This is a genomic window from Hoeflea sp., assembly GCF_984452065.1.
On record NZ_CFHWAF010000093.1, the window covers coordinates 1 to 18226 of the forward strand.

The 18226-nt window shown below is 59.5% G+C and carries 19 protein-coding genes, 1 tRNA gene and 1 pseudogene; 10 read left to right on the forward strand and 11 right to left on the reverse strand.

Annotation, left to right across the window (positions count from 1 at the left end; genetic code table 11):
• Together AC5E6N_RS16635 and AC5E6N_RS16640 are read left to right on the forward strand one after the other, a co-directional pair.
• Window positions 1-397: TRAP transporter small permease subunit (locus AC5E6N_RS16635; protein WP_491748866.1), on the forward strand; the 397-nt coding region annotated here is incomplete at its 5' end.
• 4 nt (window positions 398-401) lie between these two features.
• Window positions 402-1658, forward strand: coding sequence for a TRAP transporter large permease (locus tag AC5E6N_RS16640; RefSeq protein ID WP_491748867.1), 1257 nt, complete (start codon window positions 402-404; stop codon window positions 1656-1658).
• A gap of 38 nt (window positions 1659-1696) precedes the next feature.
• Here AC5E6N_RS16640 and guaA read toward each other — a convergent pair whose 3' ends face one another.
• Window positions 1697-3259 (reverse strand): glutamine-hydrolyzing GMP synthase, encoded by a 1563-nt coding sequence (gene guaA, locus AC5E6N_RS16645; protein WP_491748868.1) that lies wholly within the window; start codon window positions 3257-3259, stop codon window positions 1697-1699.
• 230 nt (window positions 3260-3489) lie between these two features.
• Between guaA and AC5E6N_RS16650 the strand changes: the two are divergent.
• The 3 genes and pseudogenes from AC5E6N_RS16650 to AC5E6N_RS16660 all read left to right on the forward strand — a co-directional run.
• Window positions 3490-4109: pseudogene (locus tag AC5E6N_RS16650) on the forward strand (IS701 family transposase); the annotation flags it as partial.
• Between the two features lie 358 nt (window positions 4110-4467).
• Window positions 4468-6402, forward strand: a complete 1935-nt coding sequence (locus tag AC5E6N_RS16655; protein ID WP_491748869.1) for a tetratricopeptide repeat protein — start codon at window positions 4468-4470, stop codon at window positions 6400-6402.
• A 279-nt stretch (window positions 6403-6681) separates the two neighbouring features.
• A protein-coding gene (locus AC5E6N_RS16660; protein ID WP_491748870.1) for an IS630 family transposase occupies window positions 6682-7639 on the forward strand; the annotation gives its coding sequence in 2 pieces (ribosomal slippage) (window positions 6682-7004 and window positions 7003-7639; 960 coding nt in all).
• Window positions 7640-7749: 110 nt separating this feature from the next.
• Here AC5E6N_RS16660 and AC5E6N_RS16665 read toward each other — a convergent pair.
• From AC5E6N_RS16665 to AC5E6N_RS16675, 3 genes are read right to left on the reverse strand one after another with little or no spacing between them, the layout of a single operon-like run.
• Window positions 7750-8379: a 5'-methylthioadenosine/S-adenosylhomocysteine nucleosidase gene (locus tag AC5E6N_RS16665; RefSeq protein WP_491748871.1), complete on the reverse strand. Its 630-nt coding sequence runs from the start codon at window positions 8377-8379 to the stop codon at window positions 7750-7752.
• Between the two features lie 5 nt (window positions 8380-8384).
• Entirely contained in the window at window positions 8385-8843 is a 459-nt protein-coding gene (locus AC5E6N_RS16670; protein WP_491748872.1) for a PaaI family thioesterase, read from the reverse strand.
• A 9-nt stretch (window positions 8844-8852) separates the two neighbouring features.
• Complete coding sequence (locus AC5E6N_RS16675) at window positions 8853-10142, reverse strand: RsmB/NOP family class I SAM-dependent RNA methyltransferase (RefSeq protein WP_491748873.1); 1290 nt, start codon at window positions 10140-10142, stop codon at window positions 8853-8855.
• Between the two features lie 201 nt (window positions 10143-10343).
• Between AC5E6N_RS16675 and AC5E6N_RS16680 the strand changes: the two genes are divergently transcribed.
• A complete protein-coding gene (locus AC5E6N_RS16680) occupies window positions 10344-10694 on the forward strand; it encodes a hypothetical protein (protein ID WP_491748874.1) in 351 nt (116 codons plus the stop codon).
• A gap of 25 nt (window positions 10695-10719) precedes the next feature.
• On the opposite strand, the gene AC5E6N_RS16685 is transcribed toward AC5E6N_RS16680, so the two are convergent.
• Together AC5E6N_RS16685 and AC5E6N_RS16690 are read right to left on the reverse strand one after the other, a co-directional pair.
• Window positions 10720-11136, reverse strand: coding sequence for an MAPEG family protein (locus AC5E6N_RS16685; RefSeq protein WP_491748875.1), 417 nt, complete (start codon window positions 11134-11136; stop codon window positions 10720-10722).
• Window positions 11137-11209: 73 nt separating this feature from the next.
• Window positions 11210-11500, reverse strand: coding sequence for a hypothetical protein (locus tag AC5E6N_RS16690; RefSeq protein WP_491748876.1), 291 nt, complete (start codon window positions 11498-11500; stop codon window positions 11210-11212).
• Between the two features lie 72 nt (window positions 11501-11572).
• Here AC5E6N_RS16690 and AC5E6N_RS16695 point away from each other — a divergent pair, with 72 nt between their 5' ends.
• A complete protein-coding gene (locus AC5E6N_RS16695) occupies window positions 11573-11782 on the forward strand; it encodes a hypothetical protein (protein WP_491748877.1) in 210 nt (69 codons plus the stop codon).
• Window positions 11783-11839: 57 nt separating this feature from the next.
• On the opposite strand, the gene guaB is transcribed toward AC5E6N_RS16695, so the two are convergent.
• On the reverse strand, window positions 11840-13342 hold the full coding sequence (guaB, locus tag AC5E6N_RS16700; protein WP_491748878.1) for an IMP dehydrogenase: 1503 nt from the start codon (window positions 13340-13342) through the stop codon (window positions 11840-11842).
• A 306-nt stretch (window positions 13343-13648) separates the two neighbouring features.
• On the opposite strand from guaB, the gene AC5E6N_RS16705 reads away from it, so the two are divergent.
• Window positions 13649-13903, forward strand: coding sequence for a FitA-like ribbon-helix-helix domain-containing protein (locus AC5E6N_RS16705; protein ID WP_491748879.1), 255 nt, complete (start codon window positions 13649-13651; stop codon window positions 13901-13903).
• Entirely contained in the window at window positions 13900-14313 is a 414-nt protein-coding gene (locus AC5E6N_RS16710; protein ID WP_491748880.1) for a type II toxin-antitoxin system VapC family toxin, read from the forward strand. The genes AC5E6N_RS16705 and AC5E6N_RS16710 overlap by 4 nt, the downstream gene beginning before the upstream one ends.
• Before the next feature lie 157 nt (window positions 14314-14470).
• Here AC5E6N_RS16710 and AC5E6N_RS16715 read toward each other — a convergent pair whose 3' ends face one another.
• The 4 genes from AC5E6N_RS16715 to AC5E6N_RS16730 form a co-directional block, all read right to left on the reverse strand.
• On the reverse strand, window positions 14471-14920 hold the full coding sequence (locus tag AC5E6N_RS16715; protein ID WP_491748881.1) for a helix-turn-helix domain-containing protein: 450 nt from the start codon (window positions 14918-14920) through the stop codon (window positions 14471-14473).
• Window positions 14913-15293, reverse strand: a complete 381-nt coding sequence (locus AC5E6N_RS16720; protein WP_491748882.1) for a DUF4258 domain-containing protein — start codon at window positions 15291-15293, stop codon at window positions 14913-14915. Before AC5E6N_RS16720 ends, AC5E6N_RS16715 begins: the two co-directional genes overlap by 8 nt.
• Before the next feature lie 450 nt (window positions 15294-15743).
• The gene (locus tag AC5E6N_RS16725) at window positions 15744-16439 is read right to left on the reverse strand and encodes an RlmE family RNA methyltransferase (RefSeq protein WP_491748883.1); all 696 of its coding nucleotides are present in this window, start codon (window positions 16437-16439) and stop codon (window positions 15744-15746) included.
• Window positions 16436-17938 (reverse strand): Ppx/GppA phosphatase family protein, encoded by a 1503-nt coding sequence (locus AC5E6N_RS16730; protein ID WP_491748884.1) that lies wholly within the window; start codon window positions 17936-17938, stop codon window positions 16436-16438. Before AC5E6N_RS16730 ends, AC5E6N_RS16725 begins: the two co-directional genes overlap by 4 nt.
• Before the next feature lie 208 nt (window positions 17939-18146).
• Here AC5E6N_RS16730 and AC5E6N_RS16735 point away from each other — a divergent pair.
• Window positions 18147-18220: transfer RNA gene (locus AC5E6N_RS16735), tRNA-Gln, on the forward strand.
• Window positions 18221-18226 lie beyond the last annotated feature (6 nt).

Here is an 18226-nt window from a genome sequence, read left to right on the forward strand (position 1 = left end):
GTTTGATCGCGGCATATCCTGGGCCTACGAAATTCCATACATCCTGTTTCCCTGGGCGGTCGGCGGTGCGATCAGCGTTGCCGGCTGCCTCGGCCGCAACATACAAATCAACCTTTTTGCAAATATCGTCCCGCGCCGCCCCCGACGCCTGGTCGGAGCCTTCGTTCATGGTCTCATCGTACTGATCTGCATCGGCGTGGTCTGGACGGCCACGCCCATCCTCAACGCATCCAAATTCATGCGCCTGGCGGAAACCGGAATTCCGCAGTTTTACGGCATGTTGGGTCTGGTTGTTGCCTTTATCGCCGTTGCCGTCGTCGCAGCCATAGACCTTGTCCTCCTCCTGCTTGGCGAGCCTTACCTGAACGGCAACGCACCCGAAAAGAGCCTGAGCTGACACGATGTCAATAATTGTCGGCTGGACCTTCGCAGTTCTTGTTATCTTCTCGGTGCCGATTGCGTTCGCATTGCTCGGCGGCGCGGGAATTGCCCTTCTTGTCGAGGGGCGGCCGCTGGCGGTTATCATGCAGCGCCTCTACACGCCGACCCAGAGCTTCCCGATGCTGGCCATCCCGTTCTTCATCCTGGCGGGCAGTCTGATGATGTCGGGGCGGATCGGCGACCACCTTATCGCCTTCGCCAAACTGGTGATCGGTCGTGTCCGCGGCGGCATGGGCCAGGTTTCCATTCTGGGCTCCGTTATGTTCGGCGGCGTGTCCGGATCCGCCGTTGCAGACGCATCCGCACTCGGAAACGCGCTGATTCCGGTCCAGGTCAGGGAAGGTTACCCGCCGGCCTTTGCCGCCGCCATCAACGCGTCGTCTGCCACGATTTCGCTTCTCATTCCGCCCTCCATTCCTCTCATCCTGTTCGGCCTCGTGACGTCGACATCGATCATCGATCTTTTTGTCGCCGGTATCATTCCGGGCCTCATGCTCGGCGCCGGGCTGTTGGGTGCCTGCTGGCTGACGGCCGTGTGTCGCGGCCTGCCGCCTTCCCCCTTCTTCGGTGGCTTCTCGGTGTGGCGCGGCCAGGCCTTGAAGGCCCTGCCAGCTCTTGTCATGCCGGTATTTGTTATCGGGACGCTTCGTTTCGGCGTGGCGACCCCAACCGAGGTCAGCGTGATGGCGGTTGCGTACGCGCTTTTCATCGGATCGGTCGTCTATCGGGATCTGAATGCGAAAACCGTCCTTCGCGCCCTGACGGAGACCGCCGTCATGACGGGCGCCGTGCTCCTGATCATCATGGCATCGTCGGTCGTTCAGTGGATTCTCACACTGGAGCAGGTACCGCAAACCTTGACCGACTGGATTGTCGGCAATCTCGACAAGGCCTGGATGGTCATTCTGGCAATGAACATCATTATGCTGATTGTCGGAACCGTCCTCGACCTGCCGGCAGCCATGCTGCTGCTTGGGCCGCTGTTTATCGGAATTGCGCAGGCGATTGGCCTGGACCCGGTCCAACTGGGCCTGATGATGGTCATCAACCTGGCGATCGGGCTGTATACTCCACCGGTCGGAACGACGCTCTTCATCTCCGCGACCATCGCGCGAACGACCATCGGCAAAGTCGTGGTCGAACTCTGGCCGTTCTACCTCGTATCCGTCCTCGTGCTCATCCTCGTGAGCTACGTGCCGGCGTTGACGATCTACTGAAACTGCAAGATCGGCTTCCCGCCTTCGGCGGTCGCCGCTCACTCCCACTCAATCGTCCCGGGGGGTTTTGAGGTCACGTCGTAGACGACTCGGTTGATGCCGCGGACCTCGTTGATGATGCGGGTCGCGGCGCGGCTGAGAAATTCCATATCGTAGTGGTAGAAATCGGCCGTCATGCCGTCGACGGATGTGACCGCCCGCAAAGCGCAGACATATTCATAGGTGCGCCCGTCGCCCATGACACCGACGGTCTGCACCGGCAGCAATACGGCGAAGGCCTGCCAGATGGTATCGTAGAGGCCGGCCGTACGGATCTCGTCGAGATAGATGGCGTCTGCCTCGCGCAGGATATCCAGCTTCTCGCGCGTCACGCCGCCGGGGCAGCGAATGGCGAGGCCGGGACCGGGGAACGGGTGGCGGCCGATGAAACTGTCCGGAAGGCCAAGCTCGCGGCCGAGGGCGCGCACCTCGTCCTTGAACAGTTCGCGCAGCGGCTCGACCAGCTTCATGTTCATGCGTTCCGGCAATCCGCCGACATTGTGGTGCGACTTGATGGTCACGGACGGTCCGCCGGTGAAGGAGACACTTTCGATCACGTCGGGATAGAGGGTTCCCTGCGCGAGGAAATCCGCACCGCCGAGCTTTCGGGCCTCTTCCTCGAAAACATCGATGAAAAGCTTGCCGATCGTCTTGCGCTTGACCTCGGGATCGCTCTCGCCTTCCAGCGCATCGACAAAGGTGTCGGATGCATCGACCAGCATCAGCGGGATATTGTAATGCTCGCGGAACATCGCCATCACATCCGCCGCCTCGTTTTTGCGCATCAGCCCGTGATCGACGAGGATACAGTTGAGCCGGTCGCCGACGGCCTCATGGATCAGCAGCGCCGCAACGGACGAATCGACGCCGCCGGACAGGGCGCAGATGACTTTGCCGTCGCCGACCTGCTCGCGGATCGCGGCGATCGCCTGGTCGCGATAGGCGGCCATGGTCCAATTGCCTTCAAGGCCCGCGATACGGCGGACAAAATTGCCGATCAGCCTGGCGCCGTCGGGCGTATGGATGACCTCCGGATGGAACATCATTCCGTAGGCCTTGCGTTCCACATTGCCGAAGACGGCGAAGGGCGCACCTTCCGAGCGGCCCAGAATCTCAAAGCCCGGCGGCAGGTCGATCACCCGGTCGCCATGGCTCATCCAGACCTGGTGGCGCTGGCCCTGTGTCCAGACCCCGTCAAACAGCGGGCAGTCCTTCAAAACCTCGACATAGGCACGTCCGAATTCGCGATGGTCGGACGGTTCGGCCTTGCCGCCCATCTGCACACACATCGTCATCTGGCCGTAGCAGATGCCGAGCAGCGGCACGCCGGCATCGAAGATAGGCTGGGGCGCGCGGGGTGAGCCGGTCTCGGTCGTCGACGCCGGACCGCCGGATAAGATAACGGCCTTTGGTTTGATGCGTTCAAAGCCGGCCTCGGCCGACTGGAAGGGAACGATCTCGCAATAGACGCCGGCCTCGCGGACGCGGCGGGCAATCAGCTGCGTGACCTGGGAGCCGAAGTCGATGATAAGGACGGTGTCGGGATGAGATGTGCTGTTCATGGCAAGGCTTTAGACCGATTCCCGCCGGGTTTGAAGCTTCACAATCGAAAATCGATTTATTGCGGGAAATCGAGGTTTGGCCTGGCACTACTTTGGCAGATGTTTGTGGGTTTTAATTTTAGAGGATTCCCCGAAGGGGTTTTCGGTGGTTCATAAGAGACCGGCTTTAGAAGGTGTCGGTCATGGATGGGAATTGACAGGGTGATCTCGAACGCTGGCTCGCGCCGTTTTTGGTGGCGCTTGGTCATAAGACCCGTTCCCGGATGTGCCCGGCCTATATTGAAGGCTTAATCGGTCCGGGAGACCGCAAGAGCATTCAACCGATGGCCGCGAGGACGGGCGCCGTCAGTTACGGTCAGTTGCACCATTTCATTGCGAGCAGCCCTTGGGAACCTGCTCCACTTGAAACCGCCTTGCTCAGCGAAGCTGACCGGCTGGTTGGCGGGAACGATGCCTGGCTGATCATCGACGACACCGCACTGCCCAAAAGGGGAACCATGGGGTGGCCCCTCAATATGCTTCGGCATTGGGAAAACGGGCGAACTGCCAGACGCTGGTGTCCGTGACGCTCGCTTCAAACGAAGTGCCTGTCATGGTCGGATTGCGGCTCTTCCTGCCGGAGAGCTGGACTTCCGATATCGCCCGGCTTGATCGCGCCGGAGTTCCTGATGATGTTCGTGACTACAGGACCAAGCCCGAAATTGCTTTGGCGCAAATCGACCGGGTTCGAGCAGAAGGTGTCCGTTTTAGTTGCGTCCTTGCCGATGCCGGATATGGCATGAGCGCACCTTTCCGGCAAGCGCCGAGCGCGCGCGGGTTGACCTGGGCCGTTACCATTACGTTCAAGCAATCGCGACCGTGACAGCGCCCGATTGTAAATTACCATCCCATCCGGCCCGATCGCACAGACTTGGAAGCTGTCCTTCGCCAGGTCGATTGCCAACATGCTGATCTCGGTCATCGATATACCCTCCGCTTGGTCTTATAGAACCGTCATGGCATACAAGATGCCGCACGGTTCTGACCCCGGTTCCCTTGAAGGTGCCCCCGGCGACATTGGTAGTCCGCCCGCAATGAAACTGAAAACAGCGGACTGAAGTCCCGTTTTCGATCCGGTGAAAAACCGGAGGATTACTGTCCCATTCGACACCACCAAGAACGTGTTTCCGGATAGCTTTGAACAGCAAACCCACCAATAGGAGTTGAACATGCCAGATGCAGTAACACTCCGGCCGCAAAAAACTGAGCGACCCTCAAAGCCAACTGCTGTGCCACACTCACAGGCAAGTCAGTCGCAGGCAAGTCAGTCGAATGTGGTGGTCTCCCAAAAGAATAATCGGATGAGTACGGCGGGCTCAAGCTCATGGGTCCAAAGAATCGCGGCGTTTTTTGCCGAAAAATTTTTTTATTTCAGTTTCAGCAGCAAGAAATCTCTAGAAGACGAGATTCCCCTAGCCGGTCTGGACCGCAATCCAGAAGACGAGATTCCCAAAGCCGGTCTGTGCCACGATGCAAAGGTTACTAAGGCTGCTTACGACTCGGAACTGGAAAGGCTGGGTCTGAACCGGTCCGACGACCTAACCGAAGATGACTTCAAGGCACTACAACAGGCTTCGGTTGACTGGTACAAGCGCGGCCGCAAGCGCAGCAACTTCTATCTCAAGGTGTCCATCCTTCTTGCAAACAAGTGCGTCGCAAGCGCTAAAACCTCGGATCAACGCGGCGAAGCACAAAATGATCTCGGAAACGCGCTTCTCGCTTTGGGGAAACGCGAGAAAAACAAAGAGCGTCTGGAGGACGCGGTGAGCGCCTATAACAAGGCTCTGGAGGTACGAACCAGAAACGACGACCTGTACGAATGGGTCGAAACACAGAACAGGCTGGCAACCGCGCTAAAGGCTTTGGGGGTACATGAGAAAAGCACAGCGCGTCTTGAGGACGCGGTAAAAGCCTATGACGCGGTTCTGAAGGTACGAACCAGAGACAACGACCAGGAAGGCCGGGCCGAAACACTGCTCGGTCTCGGAGACCTGCTGTTGGACATCTGCGTGCTGGGTGGCGGGCGGCGTGGCAGGAAGGCCGCGCTCGAGAAAGCGAGAGAGGTCTTTTGGTGGGCAATCCGCGCCGCCGGAAAAAAGTATGACGACATCTACGATCATAGAATGGAGATGGTTAACCGCCTCAAGGCCGTGATAGAATTTCAAGAGCTACACCAAGAAGACTTGGGTAACGAGTTTTTCGAAGCCGTTCGGAACCGCTATATGGAGACTATTAGCAGGTCAGTACTGAAAAAACTGGGTCTAAACCAGCCCGCCCTACCCGAAGACAGCTTCAAGCCGCTGCGCGCGGAATACAGGCGCTGGTTTGAGCACGGCCGCAAGGGCGACACCTTCTGTCTCGAGGTGTCCGAAGAGCTTGCACGTAAGTACTTCCACGCAAGCGCTAAAGACTCGGATCAACGCGGCGAAGTACGAAACGATTTAGGTATTATAAGGTCCGCTTTGGGGGCACGTAAGAAAAGCACAGGGTGGCTTACGACGGCGGTATTTAACTTTGAGCAGGCTCTGCAGATACGAACCAGAGACAAAGACCCGCACAAATGGGCCGAAACACAGAACGGGCTGGCAACCGCGCTAAGGGCTTTGGGGGAACTTGAGAAAAACACAGAGCGTCTGGAGACGGCGGTATTTAACTTTGAGCAGGCTCTGCAGATACGAACCAGAGACAAAGACCCGCACAAATGGGCCGAAACACAGAACGGGCTGGCAACCGCGCTAAGGGCTTTGGGGGAACTTGAGAAAAACACAGAGCGTCTGGAGACGGCGGTATTTAACTTTGAGCAGGCTCTGCAGATACGAACCAGAGACAAAGACCCGCACAAATGGGCCGAAACACAGAACGGGCGCGCAACCGCGCTAGGGGCTTTGGGGGAACTTGAGAAAAACAAAGAGCGTCTGGAGGCCGCGGTAAAAGCCTATCGTGCGGTTCTGAAGGTACGAACCAGAAAAGACGACCCGGCAGGCCGGGCCGAAACACAGAACGGGCTCGCAATCGCGCGAGGGGCTTTGTGGGAACTTGAGAAAAACACAGAGCGTCTGGAGGCCGCGGTGAGAACCTTTCGCAGGGAATTTGGGGGTACTTGAGAAAAGCACAGCGCGTCTGGAAGCCGCGGAGACCGTCTATCGCGCGGTTTCCGGGAGCCATGGCTGAATTTGGGTGATGACGGCTTGAAAAAGGCGGCGTATCGAGGCGGGTTAGGAAGCCTGGCAGACCCTCACGAAGGAGCGATACGCCATGAAGACAGATAGCACCGTTTTACCCTTTGCGCATCCTGATGCTCTAGAGCATCGGGCGTGAAACGCGAATCGTTTTGGTTTGCCTTTTTGTGCGGAGCGTGATTCCCCTGGTTCAGGAGGTGTTCCATGGGAAAATCGGTTTCGAACGATCTTCGTGTTCGGATGGTGCGCGGCATTGCGGCGGGCAAGTCGCGACGTGCGGTTGCGGCGCAGTTTGAGGTCGCGCCGTCGACGGCGGTGAGGGTTCAGGCCCGCTATGCGGCCACCGGCTCGGTTGAGCCGGCCAGGCAGGGGCGCCCCAAAGGGTCAGGCAAGCTGGGGCCCTGCCGCGAGGCCATTGTCGACAAGGTGAAAGCTCAGCCGGACATCACCATGCCGGATCTGGCCACATGGCTGGAGGCGCAACATGGCGTCACGGTCGACCCGTCGAACCTGTCCAAGCTTCTGTGCAAGGAAGGCTTCAGCTATAAAAAAAACGCTTCTGGCGTCGGAGAAAGAACGCTCTGACGTCAAGCAGGCCCGCCGGACATGGGTCGAGCGCCGCCAGCCGTTCATGCATGGCCACACAGCGCGGCTGGTCTTCCTGGATGAAACCAGTGTGAAGACCAACATGACACCGTTGCGCGGACGCAGCCCAAGGGGAGAGCGGCTCATGGCCGATGCGCCTTTCGGCAAGTGGCACACGCAGACCTTCATCGCCGGCCTGCGGTGCGATGGACTTGTCGCCCCCTGGATTGTCGACGGGGCCATGGACGGCATGGCCTTCGATGCCTATGTCAGCACCCAATTGGTGCCGAGCTTAAGACGCGGCGATGTGGTCATCCTCGACAATCTCAATGTGCACAAAAGCCCGCGGGCGGCAAAGGCGCTGGCCGAAATCGGCGCCTGGTTCCTGTTCCTGCCCAAATACTCGCCCGACCTTAATCCCATTGAGATGGCCTTCGCCAAACTGAAGACCTCGCTCAGAAAGGCAAAGGCGCGAACCTATGATGAACTGTGGCGCGCCGTCGGCGATATCTGCGGCCTCTTCGAACCGCAAGAATGCTGGAATTATCTCAAAAACACTGGATATGTCGCAGATTAATCGCCCGATGCTCTAATGCGTCTCATGCGACTGGTCCCGATCTATCAGAAACCCAGTACCAGTCATACACATAATCAACTGACATTGGTTGTCTAATTCCGGCTTCACAGTCAGATCGCAATCGTGCCGTCGGCGATTGCTTTTTCAAGCCGATCCACTGCTTGCGCCAGTTTCTCATCGACGATGTGCAGGTACTGCGTCCAGTCGTCTATATGCCCCAATTCGGCCTTCCCGTCGGAGATGCCGCGCAGGCCGAAAAGCGGTACGTTGAAGCGGTCACAGGCGCGCAGCACCGCAAAACTTTCCATGTCGACCATCCGGGCGCCGATCGCCTCATAGTCAGCGCCGGAGACGATATTGGCACCGGTTGAAAGCGTCGCCGATTGAAGTCCCGGAACCGAGATGGGCAAGCCGACAACAACCGGCAGGTCGAGAAACGGCGTCGCGCCCTTTTCAAAGCCGAGCGCGCTCGCATCCATGTCCCGGTAGGAAACCGAAGACACCTGATAGACTACGGTCTGCTCCAGCTCGGCGGACCCTGCCGATCCGAGCGACACGACAAGATCCGGCTTTTCACCGTCCATGGTCAATTCCTGCAGCGCCGCTGCAACGCCGACGGCCGCTTCGACCGGGCCGACGCCGGTGATCAGCGGCGTGAAGCGCTGTTTCAGTTCCGCGCCGTACTCCTGCTCCGCGGCCATGATGTAAAGGAGCTTCTTGCCGGAAACTGTCTTGATCATATCTCTCATCCTTCAACACCCTCGCGTCCGACCACGGCCATCATGGTCCCGGTCATCGTTGCCACCAGTTTTTCCGTTCCATCGGCGCTGACCGCAAAGGCCCTGCCGTCGGCCACCGTGACGGTGCTGCCGGGTTTGGTGACTTCGGCGCGGAAAATGAAGCGCTCACCGCTGGCGGGCGAGAGCAGATTGATCTTGAACTCAATCGTCAGGACCGCCGCGTCGGCCGCCATCAGTGTGAAGGCGGCATAACCACAGGCCGAATCAAGCGCCGTTGAAATGATTCCCGCATGCAGGAAGCCGTGCTGCTGGGTGAAGTCCTCGTGGAACGGCATTTCCAGTTCCACCATTCCGGGCGCGACCTTGTTCAACTGCATTCCAAGCGTCTTCATGACCTTCTGGCGCTCGAAGCTCTGCAGGGAACGGGCCTCGAAATCCGGATTGCGTAGCTTGAATTCAACCATATGTTTTCCTCATTGCCCCCTCCGCATCACCGCAAAGAAAAATCCATCCGTGCGGGTCGCCGCCGGTGTCAGCGTGACCGTCTTCATATCGGCGGACCAGGGCTGGCGTTTGCTTTCACCGAACAGATCCCGCCAGACTTCGCCCGCCGAGACGATCTCGAACTCTCCATTGTCTTCACAGAAACCGTAGACCTGCGCCTCATTTTCCTGCGGCAGGACCGAACAGGTGATGTAGATCAGGTATCCACCCGGACGCACGAAAGGCGCGGCGGATGCAAGCACCTCCTGCTGCTGATCGATCCTCTCCTCCAGGTTCTTCGCGGTGAGTTTCCATTTTGTATCCGGACGCCGCCGCCAGGTGCCGGTGCCCGTGCAGGGCGCATCGATAACGACCTTGTCCATCCGGCCGGCAAGGGCGTTCAGATCGGCCTCGGGATCATGAACCTGCACATTGCGGGTGCCCGCCCGCTTCAACCGGTCAAAGATCGGCGCAAGCCGCGCCTTGTCGATGTCATAGGCATGAATCTGGCCGCTGTTTTCCATCGCGGCACAAAGCGCCAGCGTCTTGCCGCCGCCACCGGCGCAATAGTCGAGCACCTGCTCGCCGGACCGGGCAAATATCAGATCCGAGACAATCTGGCTGCCCTCATCCTGAACCTCGAACCAGCCCTTCCGGAATGCCGGCTCGGCAGTCACGTTCGGAAGCCTTGCAGGCCCTTCGCGCGGCTCGATGCGAAGGCCGTGGCGCGCGATGGCGGTTCTCACCGCACCACTGCGCGCCAACGCCTTCTCCACCTTGTCGGGCGACGCCTTCAGCGTATTGACGCGCATATCCAGCGGCGGGCGGTCGCCGAAGGCGGCAGCCTCCGCAACCCAGTCTTCGCCGAAATTCTCCTCGAAGGCAAAACATGTCCATTCGGGGATATCGGCCTGCATATGCGGCGGCGCTTTCGACAGGTCGCGCGTGCGGAAGGCCGCCAGTGCCTCCGCCGGCAGCGGGTCAGGCGCAAAGCGGTCGCCGTCCAGTTGGGCGGCAAGCTTTTCCGGGCCGATACCCCAATCGCGATAGAGCACCGCATGGATCAGCGCCGCGGGCGTGTCGGCATCCATGAGATAGGCGTTCGACAGCTTCCTGCGCAGCGCGTCGTAGACAAGATTGCCGATGGCCGCGCGGTCGCCGGAGCCTGCGAACCGGTGCGAGAGACCCCAGTCCTTCAAGGCTTCGGCGACCGGGCGCTTGCGCTGTTCGATATCGCTGAGCACCTCGATGGCCGCCGCCATCCGCCCGCCTAACCGCATGTCAAAATTCCTGTGCCTAACATTCGCGGACCCATAGCGCGGCTGATCCTCAAAGGAAAGGCGAGAGGCTGCAAACGCATCCAGTCTCCGGGAAGAGGAAAATGTTTAACACGGCTTGCCGGACCGGTTGCATCTTCGAACAAGATGCCACATACCGGCGATGAAACATGCATTGCGCGCTAACGGAGCAAGGAGCACAAGATGAGTGTTGAGAGCGATCGGCCAAGTGAAAAGGACATTGCCGATTGGACACAGCGCCGCGACGAACTGGCGGCACGCCTCGGTGAATTCGAATATGAGCCGCAGGACGTCTGGCTCCGGGATCTCGGCATCCGCCATACGGGGCCGATGGCCGCAGCCTCCAGGGACCTTGCCTCCGGCGTGCCGGCCAATGACCAGCTCTCGGCCGCGCTTCAGGAGACCGACCGGCATCTCAACGACAATATACTTGCCGTTGAAAAGCGGGCCGAAGCCGACGTGGCCAAACTCAAGACGCTGCTTGAGAAGAGCGTAAGCGCACTTGATGCATGGATCGAGGCACACTGGCGCTGACCATGCCCCGCGCCGAAAGCCGGGCTTAGATGCCGAGCAGCACAAAGGCCAGCCACAGCCACAGGATCGCGTTGACAACGTAACCGACGATGAAGAGCGGACGGCGCTTTCGCACTTCGTTCGTGGTGATGTGGACGTAGGAATGGACGATGCGGCTGGCGACGAACGCCCAGGCCAGAATGAGCACCGCATAGTTCACGCCGTTGACCATCGCGAGCGCGATGCAGACGGCATAGAACAGGAACGGCAGCTCGAACTGGTTGACGAGGTTCCGGGCCACCGTCGCGGTCGGCTCCGGCTCGATGATCGGCACCTTGTATTCGGACGCCTTGACCGTTCCCGCCCTCACCGCGCTCAGCCGGCGAAGCGAGACAAGGTAGTAAATGACATAGATAAGGCCCGTCTGGACAATCAACGGCCAGAAAATTGCTGTGTTGCTCATGGCTGTTCCCCGCTGCGAATCTGCGACAGGACGTTAGTGTCAAATGGGCAAAGTTGAAACAGCCGGCACGCGATCAACCTGCCTCGCCGCATTGAGCGGGCGGGGCAGCCGTTCCCGGCGCTTCGATAAATTGACACAATTTTGCGTCACGCTTGATCCTGCCCGCATCAGGGAATGCCGATACGGACAAGCGCCATAACGCACAATCAATTCGGGTTTTTTGGCTCATTTTATTGATAAAAAACAAAAAAGTGCGTTTGAAGGGAGGGACACAGTGGCTGAACCGCGACCAGGAACCGGACACCATGTGTTGAACGCCGCCGACAGACAACGGCTGCGCCGTCACCTCGCGCTTCTCCAGCATTCACTGGAAGCAATTCCCTCCCGGTCGGAACGGGACCAGGCGGCCGGTGTCGGCCACTGGGCGCAGACCACAATGAAAACGACCTACGACATCATCTATCAGATCAGCCCAGGCCGCCGCCAGGCGCCCGAGGTCAACCGGGCCTTCCATCGGGCCATGAGCGCCTATGATGCGACGGCCGACATCGCCGACCGCCGCTATACCGGTCTCAGGCATGAGGACTTTCAGGTCGCACGGACCGCCATCCGGCGATGCATCGAGTCCGGCAGCCACCTGTTGTAAAGCTCTGACGCGTTTTTGGATCAGCGCCTGCGGTGGCCTGTCCGTCTTAATCCCGCTCTAAACGCTGCCGGGATAGTTCGGGCTTTCGCGGGTGATGGTCACGTCATGGGTGTGGCTTTCGCGCAGGCCGGCGCCGGAGATGCGCACGAAGCGGGCGCGCTCGTGCAATTCCTCAAGGTTCGCCGCGCCGACATAGCCCATGGCCGCCTTCAGGCCGCCGCCAAGCTGGTGCAGGACGGCCGCGACCGGCCCCTTATAGGGCACCTGCCCCTCGATGCCCTCCGGCACGAGTTTGAGCGTATCGCGCACCTCGGCCTGGAAATAACGGTCGGCGGAGCCGCGCGCCATCGCGCCGACGGAGCCCATGCCGCGATAGGCTTTGAACGAGCGGCCCTGATAGAGATAGACCTCGCCCGGGCTTTCATCCGTGCCGGCCAGCAGCGAGCCGATCATGACGGCGGACGCGCCGGCGGCGATGGCCTTGGCCATATCGCCGGAAAACTTGATGCCGCCATCGGCAATGACCGGAATGTTGCTGTTCTGCGCGACCTCGACGGCGCTCAGGATCGCCGAAAGCTGCGGAACGCCGACCCCGGCGACGATGCGGGTGGTGCAGATCGAGCCCGGGCCGATGCCGACCTTGATCGCATCGGCGCCGGCATCGATCAGCGCCCTGGCGCCATCGGCGGTGGCGACATTGCCGGCCATGATGCGCACCGAATTCGACAGCTTCTTCACACGCGCCACCGAATCGAGCACGCGCTGCGAATGGCCGTGAGCGGTGTCGACCACCAGCAGGTCGATGCCGGCATCAATGAGCCGTTCGGCGCGCGCAAAGCCGTCATCGCCGACCGTCGTCGCGGCGCCGACACGCAGCCGCCCCTGCGCATCCTTCGAGGCATGCGGGTTGAGCTGCGACTTCTCGATATCCTTGACCGTGATCAGCCCGACGCAATGGCCGTCCGGATCGACGACCAGCAGTTTCTCGATCCGGTGCTGGTGCAGCAATTTCTTGGCTTCGTGCTGCTCGACGCTCTCATTGACCGTCACGAGGCCCTCGGCCGTCATCAGTTCGCTGATCTTCTGCGCCGGATCGGAGGCGAAGCGCACGTCGCGATTGGTCAGAATACCGACGAGGCGGCCCGTATTGTGGCCGCCCGTGCCGCCGTTCTCGACCACCGGAATGCCGGAGATGCCGTGCGTCTTCATCAGCGCCTGCGCGTCGCCGAGCGTTGCGTCGGGGCCGATCGTCACCGGATTGACGACCATGCCGGATTCGAACTTCTTGACCTGCCGCACTTCTTCAGCCTGCTCGTCCGGGCTCAGATTGCGGTGGACGATGCCGATGCCGCCGGCCTGCGCCATGGCGATGGCAAGGCGGGCTTCGGTGACGGTGTCCATGGCGGACGAGATGATCGGAAGGTTGAGGTCGATATCCTGGGCGATGCGCGTCCTGATATCGGTCTCGCCGGGCATGACGACCGAATGGCCGGGCTGCAGCAGCACATCGTCAAAGGTAAGGGCTTCGTGTCCGGTCGACGATTCGATAATACGCGCCATGGCCAATCCTCTATGATGAAGAAATGCACCGGCCCGCCGAATCGGCGCCGCTGCAAATCCGTTGGTCGATCAGGAGTTGGCGTTGGCTGGTACCACGGAAAACGGGCGAATGAAACAGAAAAAGCAGCACGATAGGTCACCGGCCGGCAATTCCGCGCGGTTTTCATCGATCCGTCATCTATGCCTGCAGTTACGATGGCGCGACGCGCTCAAAAGAAGCGCGATTTGCTGTCACTAAGAGAAATTTGACAGCGATGAAGGCAACATTATATATTTGATGTCACAATCGAAAGTAAGGTGAATAAAATGGCCACGCTGACTGTCCGAAATGTGCCGGATGAAGTCCATCGCGCCTTGCGTGTGCGTGCGGCGGAGCACGGGCGCAGCGCCGAGGCCGAGGTGCGCGCGATCCTTGAAAAGTCCCTGAGGCCGACGGAACGTGTCCGCATGGGTGATGCACTGGCGGTCATTGGCCGAAAAATCGGCCTGACCGATGGGGATTCAGAGACATTTGACCAGATTCGCGACAAAACACCGGCAGAACCGATACGTTTTGAATGATTGTCCTGAATACAAATATCGTTTCGGAAGCCATGAAGCCGGCGCCGGAGCCGTCGGTGCGACGCTGGCTCAATGAACAGGCGGCGGAAACGCTTTACCTGCCAAGCATCGTATTGGCCGAATTGCTGTTCGGCATCGCGGCACTGCCGGCGGGCAGGCGCAAAAGCAGACTGACCGATGCCCTCGATGGGATCGTGGCTCTTTTTGGAGAGCGGATCCTTCCATTCGATGCAACGTGCGCAAATGCCTATGCCGACCTGATGGCCCGGGCCCGGTCGCAGGGGTCAGCGGTCAGCGCTGCGGACGGGTACATCGCCGCAACGGCTGCAGCAAACAAGATGACGGTTGCGACATGCGATTCCGCGCCATTCCTCGCTGTGGGTGTTTCCGTCATCAATCCATGGGATTGAGCATTGAGATTGGCCGCCGACTAAACGATTCGTATTGCCTTGGCCAGAAATGACACAGTTGAGTTCGTAGACGAATAAATTAGCTACAAAAAGCTACCTGAAGAGCAAAAAAGGCCCCGACCAGCGAGGCCTCCTCCATCAGAATGTACATTTCGCTCTATGCCGCTGCCAACTCATACCCATTGCTGTCATTGACTTTGATTGTGATGGGCTGAGTCCCTGCACTTGGAACACTGCGTTTGGAAAGTTCATCAATTCCCAAATCGGTTTCCAAATTCAACTTCTCTATGGCAAGCCGGCGAACGACTGTTTCCGACGCACTATCAATTTCAACTTCACCGCGCTCCCATCGCCCTATAGACTGCTTATCGCGGTTCACAGTTGCAGCAAGTTGAGCCTGAGTAAGCCCCATTTCACTCCTAAGAAAGCGTAATTCCTCACCACTCATCCCACTGGAATGAGTAACGATTGCAAGCGCGATTACCTCATGGAGTTCATTGATGGCAGGAATCGTGATGATTTCATCACCATCATCATCCCTCTCTGTACTAATTCCATTGATGAATACGTTTGATAAACCGCATTCTGTGTAATGGTGCCTAATCATCTTCAACTCCAACTATTGAACCAGCTCTGGTTGCCCTCTCATCGATCCACATGACTGTGACAATCTTAATCAAGCTCCCTGCCTTATCAGGGATAACCACCAATCCAACTTTTCTCCGTCCACTGTTTGGACTTAAACTTTCTATTTTGTATCTGTTGTATTCACTTCGAGTTGCAGGCTCTGGTTCTTCATAAACGAAACCATTTTTCAGGACGAACAGTACGTCAGAAGTCGTCAGACCTAGTTCCGCAATTCGCTCTTTTGCATGTAGCTTATATGATAATGTCAGCGCTTTACTTCTGGCAATTGCCTGGATTTCACGCGTTGCTTTATCTGGCGCCCATGGCTTTGAATCCGACTTTGAAGCTCTCACTACTTGTCCTTAGCCATCCGTATATACGCTACCATATATATCATGATGATACATCTGTATATGCCATTAAAGGTAAATTTTTTTAATGTCATGTGAGTCATCGTTAAGAAAATTATCGTTAGAGGCTTGCTGATGGAAAAACGATCTGAGTGTCATATGGTGACAATTGCCCCAAACTCAATTCACTAATTCAGCCAGATACACCGGCAATTCCTCAAGCTCATGCAGTTGCTCCACAGAGAGCGCTACAAGCCTGTCAATTCAACCCGAGGCATATCTTTATCGAGCTTAAGCCCGCCATCTGGATCAAGTGTAGTGAAAGCGTTGGCGGCACGCATATTCATGTTCATCGTCAGACTGCCTTTCTGCCGATGTATCTTATCGGCGCCCAACTGATTGGGCGATGAAGAGGCTGGTCACCAAATGCAACTCCGTAAGCAAATTTCTGCTTTAACCACATACACGAAAATCCTTCGCCAGCAGGTACATCTCCACCGATTCGGCGCGTGAGGCGGGGGGTTTGATGTGGATGACCTGTTTGAAATTCTTCTTCAGCATGGTGAGGAGATCGGCTTCGGTGCCGCCCTGGAAGGTCTTGGCGAGGAAGTGGCCGCCCTTGTTGAGCACATCGACCGCGAAATAGGCCGCCACCTCGCACAGATGCATGGTGCGCAGATGGTCGGTGCGGCGGTGGCCGGTGGTGGGCGCGGCCATGTCGGAAAGCACCAGATCGGGCGCGGCGCCGCAGGCCTCGATCAGCTTTTGCGGCGCCGCGTCGTCGAGGAAATCCATCTGCAGGAAATGCACGCCGGGCACCTGGTCCATCTCGAGGAAATCGATCGCGGCGACCTTCGGGTCCGCATCGGTCGAACCGGTGACCTTGGCGGCGATCTGCGACCAGCTGCCGGGCGCCGAGCCCAGATCGACAATGCGTTTCGCGCCGGCAAGGATCTTGTGCTTCTCGTCGATCTCCAGCAGCTTGAAGGCTGCGCGCGCGCGGTAACCTTCCAATTGAGCGCGCTGCACGTAGGGATCGTTGATGTGACGTTCCAGCCAGCGGCGCGACGAGGCCTTCAGCTTGCCGCGTTTCCTGATCTTCTGGCCCAATTTGCGTCCGGTGCGGCTGCCGCCTGTCGCACGTTTCATCGGCTGCCACCCCCCTCGCCCTGCCTCGGGCCCCGGCGGTGGCCATGCCCGGAGGGCCGCTTGAACCGGTTGCGCCGGCCCCGGCCGCGCCGCCAGATGCCGTCGGCGGCCATCATCTCGGTCAACAGGCCCTCGCGCAGGCCGCGGTCGGCGACGCGCAGCCGTTCGGCCGGCCAGCGGCGGCGGATCGCCTCGAGGATGGCGCAGCCCGCGAGCACCAGGTCGGCGCGGTCCGATCCGATGCAGGGGTTCGAGGCCCGGGCCTCGAAATCCCACGACAGAAGCTTCTGCGTCATCCGGTCGACATCATCGCTTGAGAGCCAGAGCCCGTCGACGCGCCGCCGGTCGTAACGCGGCAGATCTAGATAAACGCCGGCGAGGGTCGTGACGGTTCCGGACGTGCCGAGCAGGTGGAAGACGCCGTCGCGGAAGCCGGCGCAGCCGGGAATGTCCGGACAGGCGAAATCTTCCAGCAGGCCGCTGACCTCGTCGACCATGTCGGTGAAGATCTGCGCCGTCACATCGCGGCCGCCATGCCGTTCGGACAGCGTCACCACGCCGACGGGCAGCGATGTCCAGGCGGCGATGTGGTTTGCGAGCCGGTTGGAGCGGCTGCCCGAAAGGTCGATCGCGGCGATCTCGGAGGATCCGCCGCCGATATCGAAAAGGACGACGCCGTCGGTCTCGCGCCCGACAAGCGAGGAACAGCCGGAGACGGCAAGACGCGCTTCGGTCTCCCGGTTGACGATCTCAAGGTCGAGACCCGTCTCGTCCTTGACCCGGTCGAGGAATTCCGAGCCGTTGCGCGCCGAGCGGCAGGCCTCGGTGGCGATCAGGCGGTGGCGGCGGACGGGACGGCTTTCCATCTGGCCGGCGCAGATCTTCAGCGCCTCGACGGCTCGGTCCATCGCCTCTTCGGAGAGCTCGCCGCGCCCGCCGAGCCCCTCCCCCAGCCGGACAATGCGCGAGAACGCGTCGACAACGCGGAACTGGCCGGGCTTTGTCGGCATGGCGACAAGCAGGCGGCAATTGTTGGTGCCGAGATCGAGGGCGGCATAGAGCGGGCCCTTGCCGTACTGCCGCCGCGGCTTCCAGAACCGCTTCTGTCCGGCGTTCTTGCCGTCGCGGCGCGTTTGCTGCTGAGGCGGGCGGCCGCCATTGAGGCGTGGCGTGTCCCGGTTTTCCACCGATTGCTGCGGAGCCGCCTGACCGTTTTGGGATTTGCCACCCTTGCCGCGCCGCCTGCGCCGGCGGCGTTTACCCGAACCGCGTGCGTCGCCGCTGCCGGGCGCGGTATCGCCGGCTGAGGCCTCGCCATTCTTCTGTGGGCGCCGGGATTCCTCGCCTTGATCGGATCCCTTGACGGCGGCGCGTCCGCCGGGCTTTTCGTCCGCGGCGCTCTCGGCACCGGAGGGACCGCTCTGGTGCCTGCCGTTCGCCTTACCGGTTCTCAGCGCCCCGTTGGCGGACGCATGTGCGTCCTTTTCGGGGTCTGCCACTTTATATCCTGTCGCGCCGCGCCAAGCAGAAAATGCGGCAGCGGACGCTCTCTGTTCTTCGTTGCGGAAACTGTAACAGCGCGTCCAAGGTTCGCCAAACGATTTTTGCGAGGCGCGTTTCGGCGGCATAAATTTAATTTTGCAGGGCCGTTTGCATCGCGCTATAATTTTGTCTATAACGCCGCCGCGCCGGAGCCGGCGCGCAACTTGGGGAATAGGTTAACGGTAGACCCGCGGACTCTGACTCCGTTAGTCCTGGTTCGAATCCAGGTTCCCCAGCCATCCTTA

Coding starts and splice junctions, on each gene's coding strand:
- AC5E6N_RS16685 (WP_491748875.1), bottom strand. CDS start 11,136: ATGAGCAACACAGCAATTTTCTGGCCGTTGATTGTCCAGACGGGCCTT.
- guaB (WP_491748878.1), bottom strand. CDS start 13,342: ATGGCGCGTATTATCGAATCGTCGACCGGACACGAAGCCCTTACCTTT.
- AC5E6N_RS16675 (WP_491748873.1), bottom strand. CDS start 10,142: ATGCGGTTAGGCGGGCGGATGGCGGCGGCCATCGAGGTGCTCAGCGAT.
- AC5E6N_RS16670 (WP_491748872.1), bottom strand. CDS start 8,843: ATGGTTGAATTCAAGCTACGCAATCCGGATTTCGAGGCCCGTTCCCTG.
- AC5E6N_RS16715 (WP_491748881.1), bottom strand. CDS start 14,920: ATGATTAGGCACCATTACACAGAATGCGGTTTATCAAACGTATTCATC.
- AC5E6N_RS16680 (WP_491748874.1), top strand. CDS start 10,344: ATGAGTGTTGAGAGCGATCGGCCAAGTGAAAAGGACATTGCCGATTGG.
- AC5E6N_RS16690 (WP_491748876.1), bottom strand. CDS start 11,500: ATGCTGGAGAAGCGCGAGGTGACGGCGCAGCCGTTGTCTGTCGGCGGC.
- AC5E6N_RS16725 (WP_491748883.1), bottom strand. CDS start 16,439: ATGAAACGTGCGACAGGCGGCAGCCGCACCGGACGCAAATTGGGCCAG.
- AC5E6N_RS16705 (WP_491748879.1), top strand. CDS start 13,649: ATGGCCACGCTGACTGTCCGAAATGTGCCGGATGAAGTCCATCGCGCC.
- AC5E6N_RS16695 (WP_491748877.1), top strand. CDS start 11,573: ATGAAAACGACCTACGACATCATCTATCAGATCAGCCCAGGCCGCCGC.
- AC5E6N_RS16655 (WP_491748869.1), top strand. CDS start 4,468: ATGCCAGATGCAGTAACACTCCGGCCGCAAAAAACTGAGCGACCCTCA.
- AC5E6N_RS16665 (WP_491748871.1), bottom strand. CDS start 8,379: ATGATCAAGACAGTTTCCGGCAAGAAGCTCCTTTACATCATGGCCGCG.
- guaA (WP_491748868.1), bottom strand. CDS start 3,259: ATGAACAGCACATCTCATCCCGACACCGTCCTTATCATCGACTTCGGC.
- AC5E6N_RS16640 (WP_491748867.1), top strand. CDS start 402: ATGTCAATAATTGTCGGCTGGACCTTCGCAGTTCTTGTTATCTTCTCG.
- AC5E6N_RS16710 (WP_491748880.1), top strand. CDS start 13,900: ATGATTGTCCTGAATACAAATATCGTTTCGGAAGCCATGAAGCCGGCG.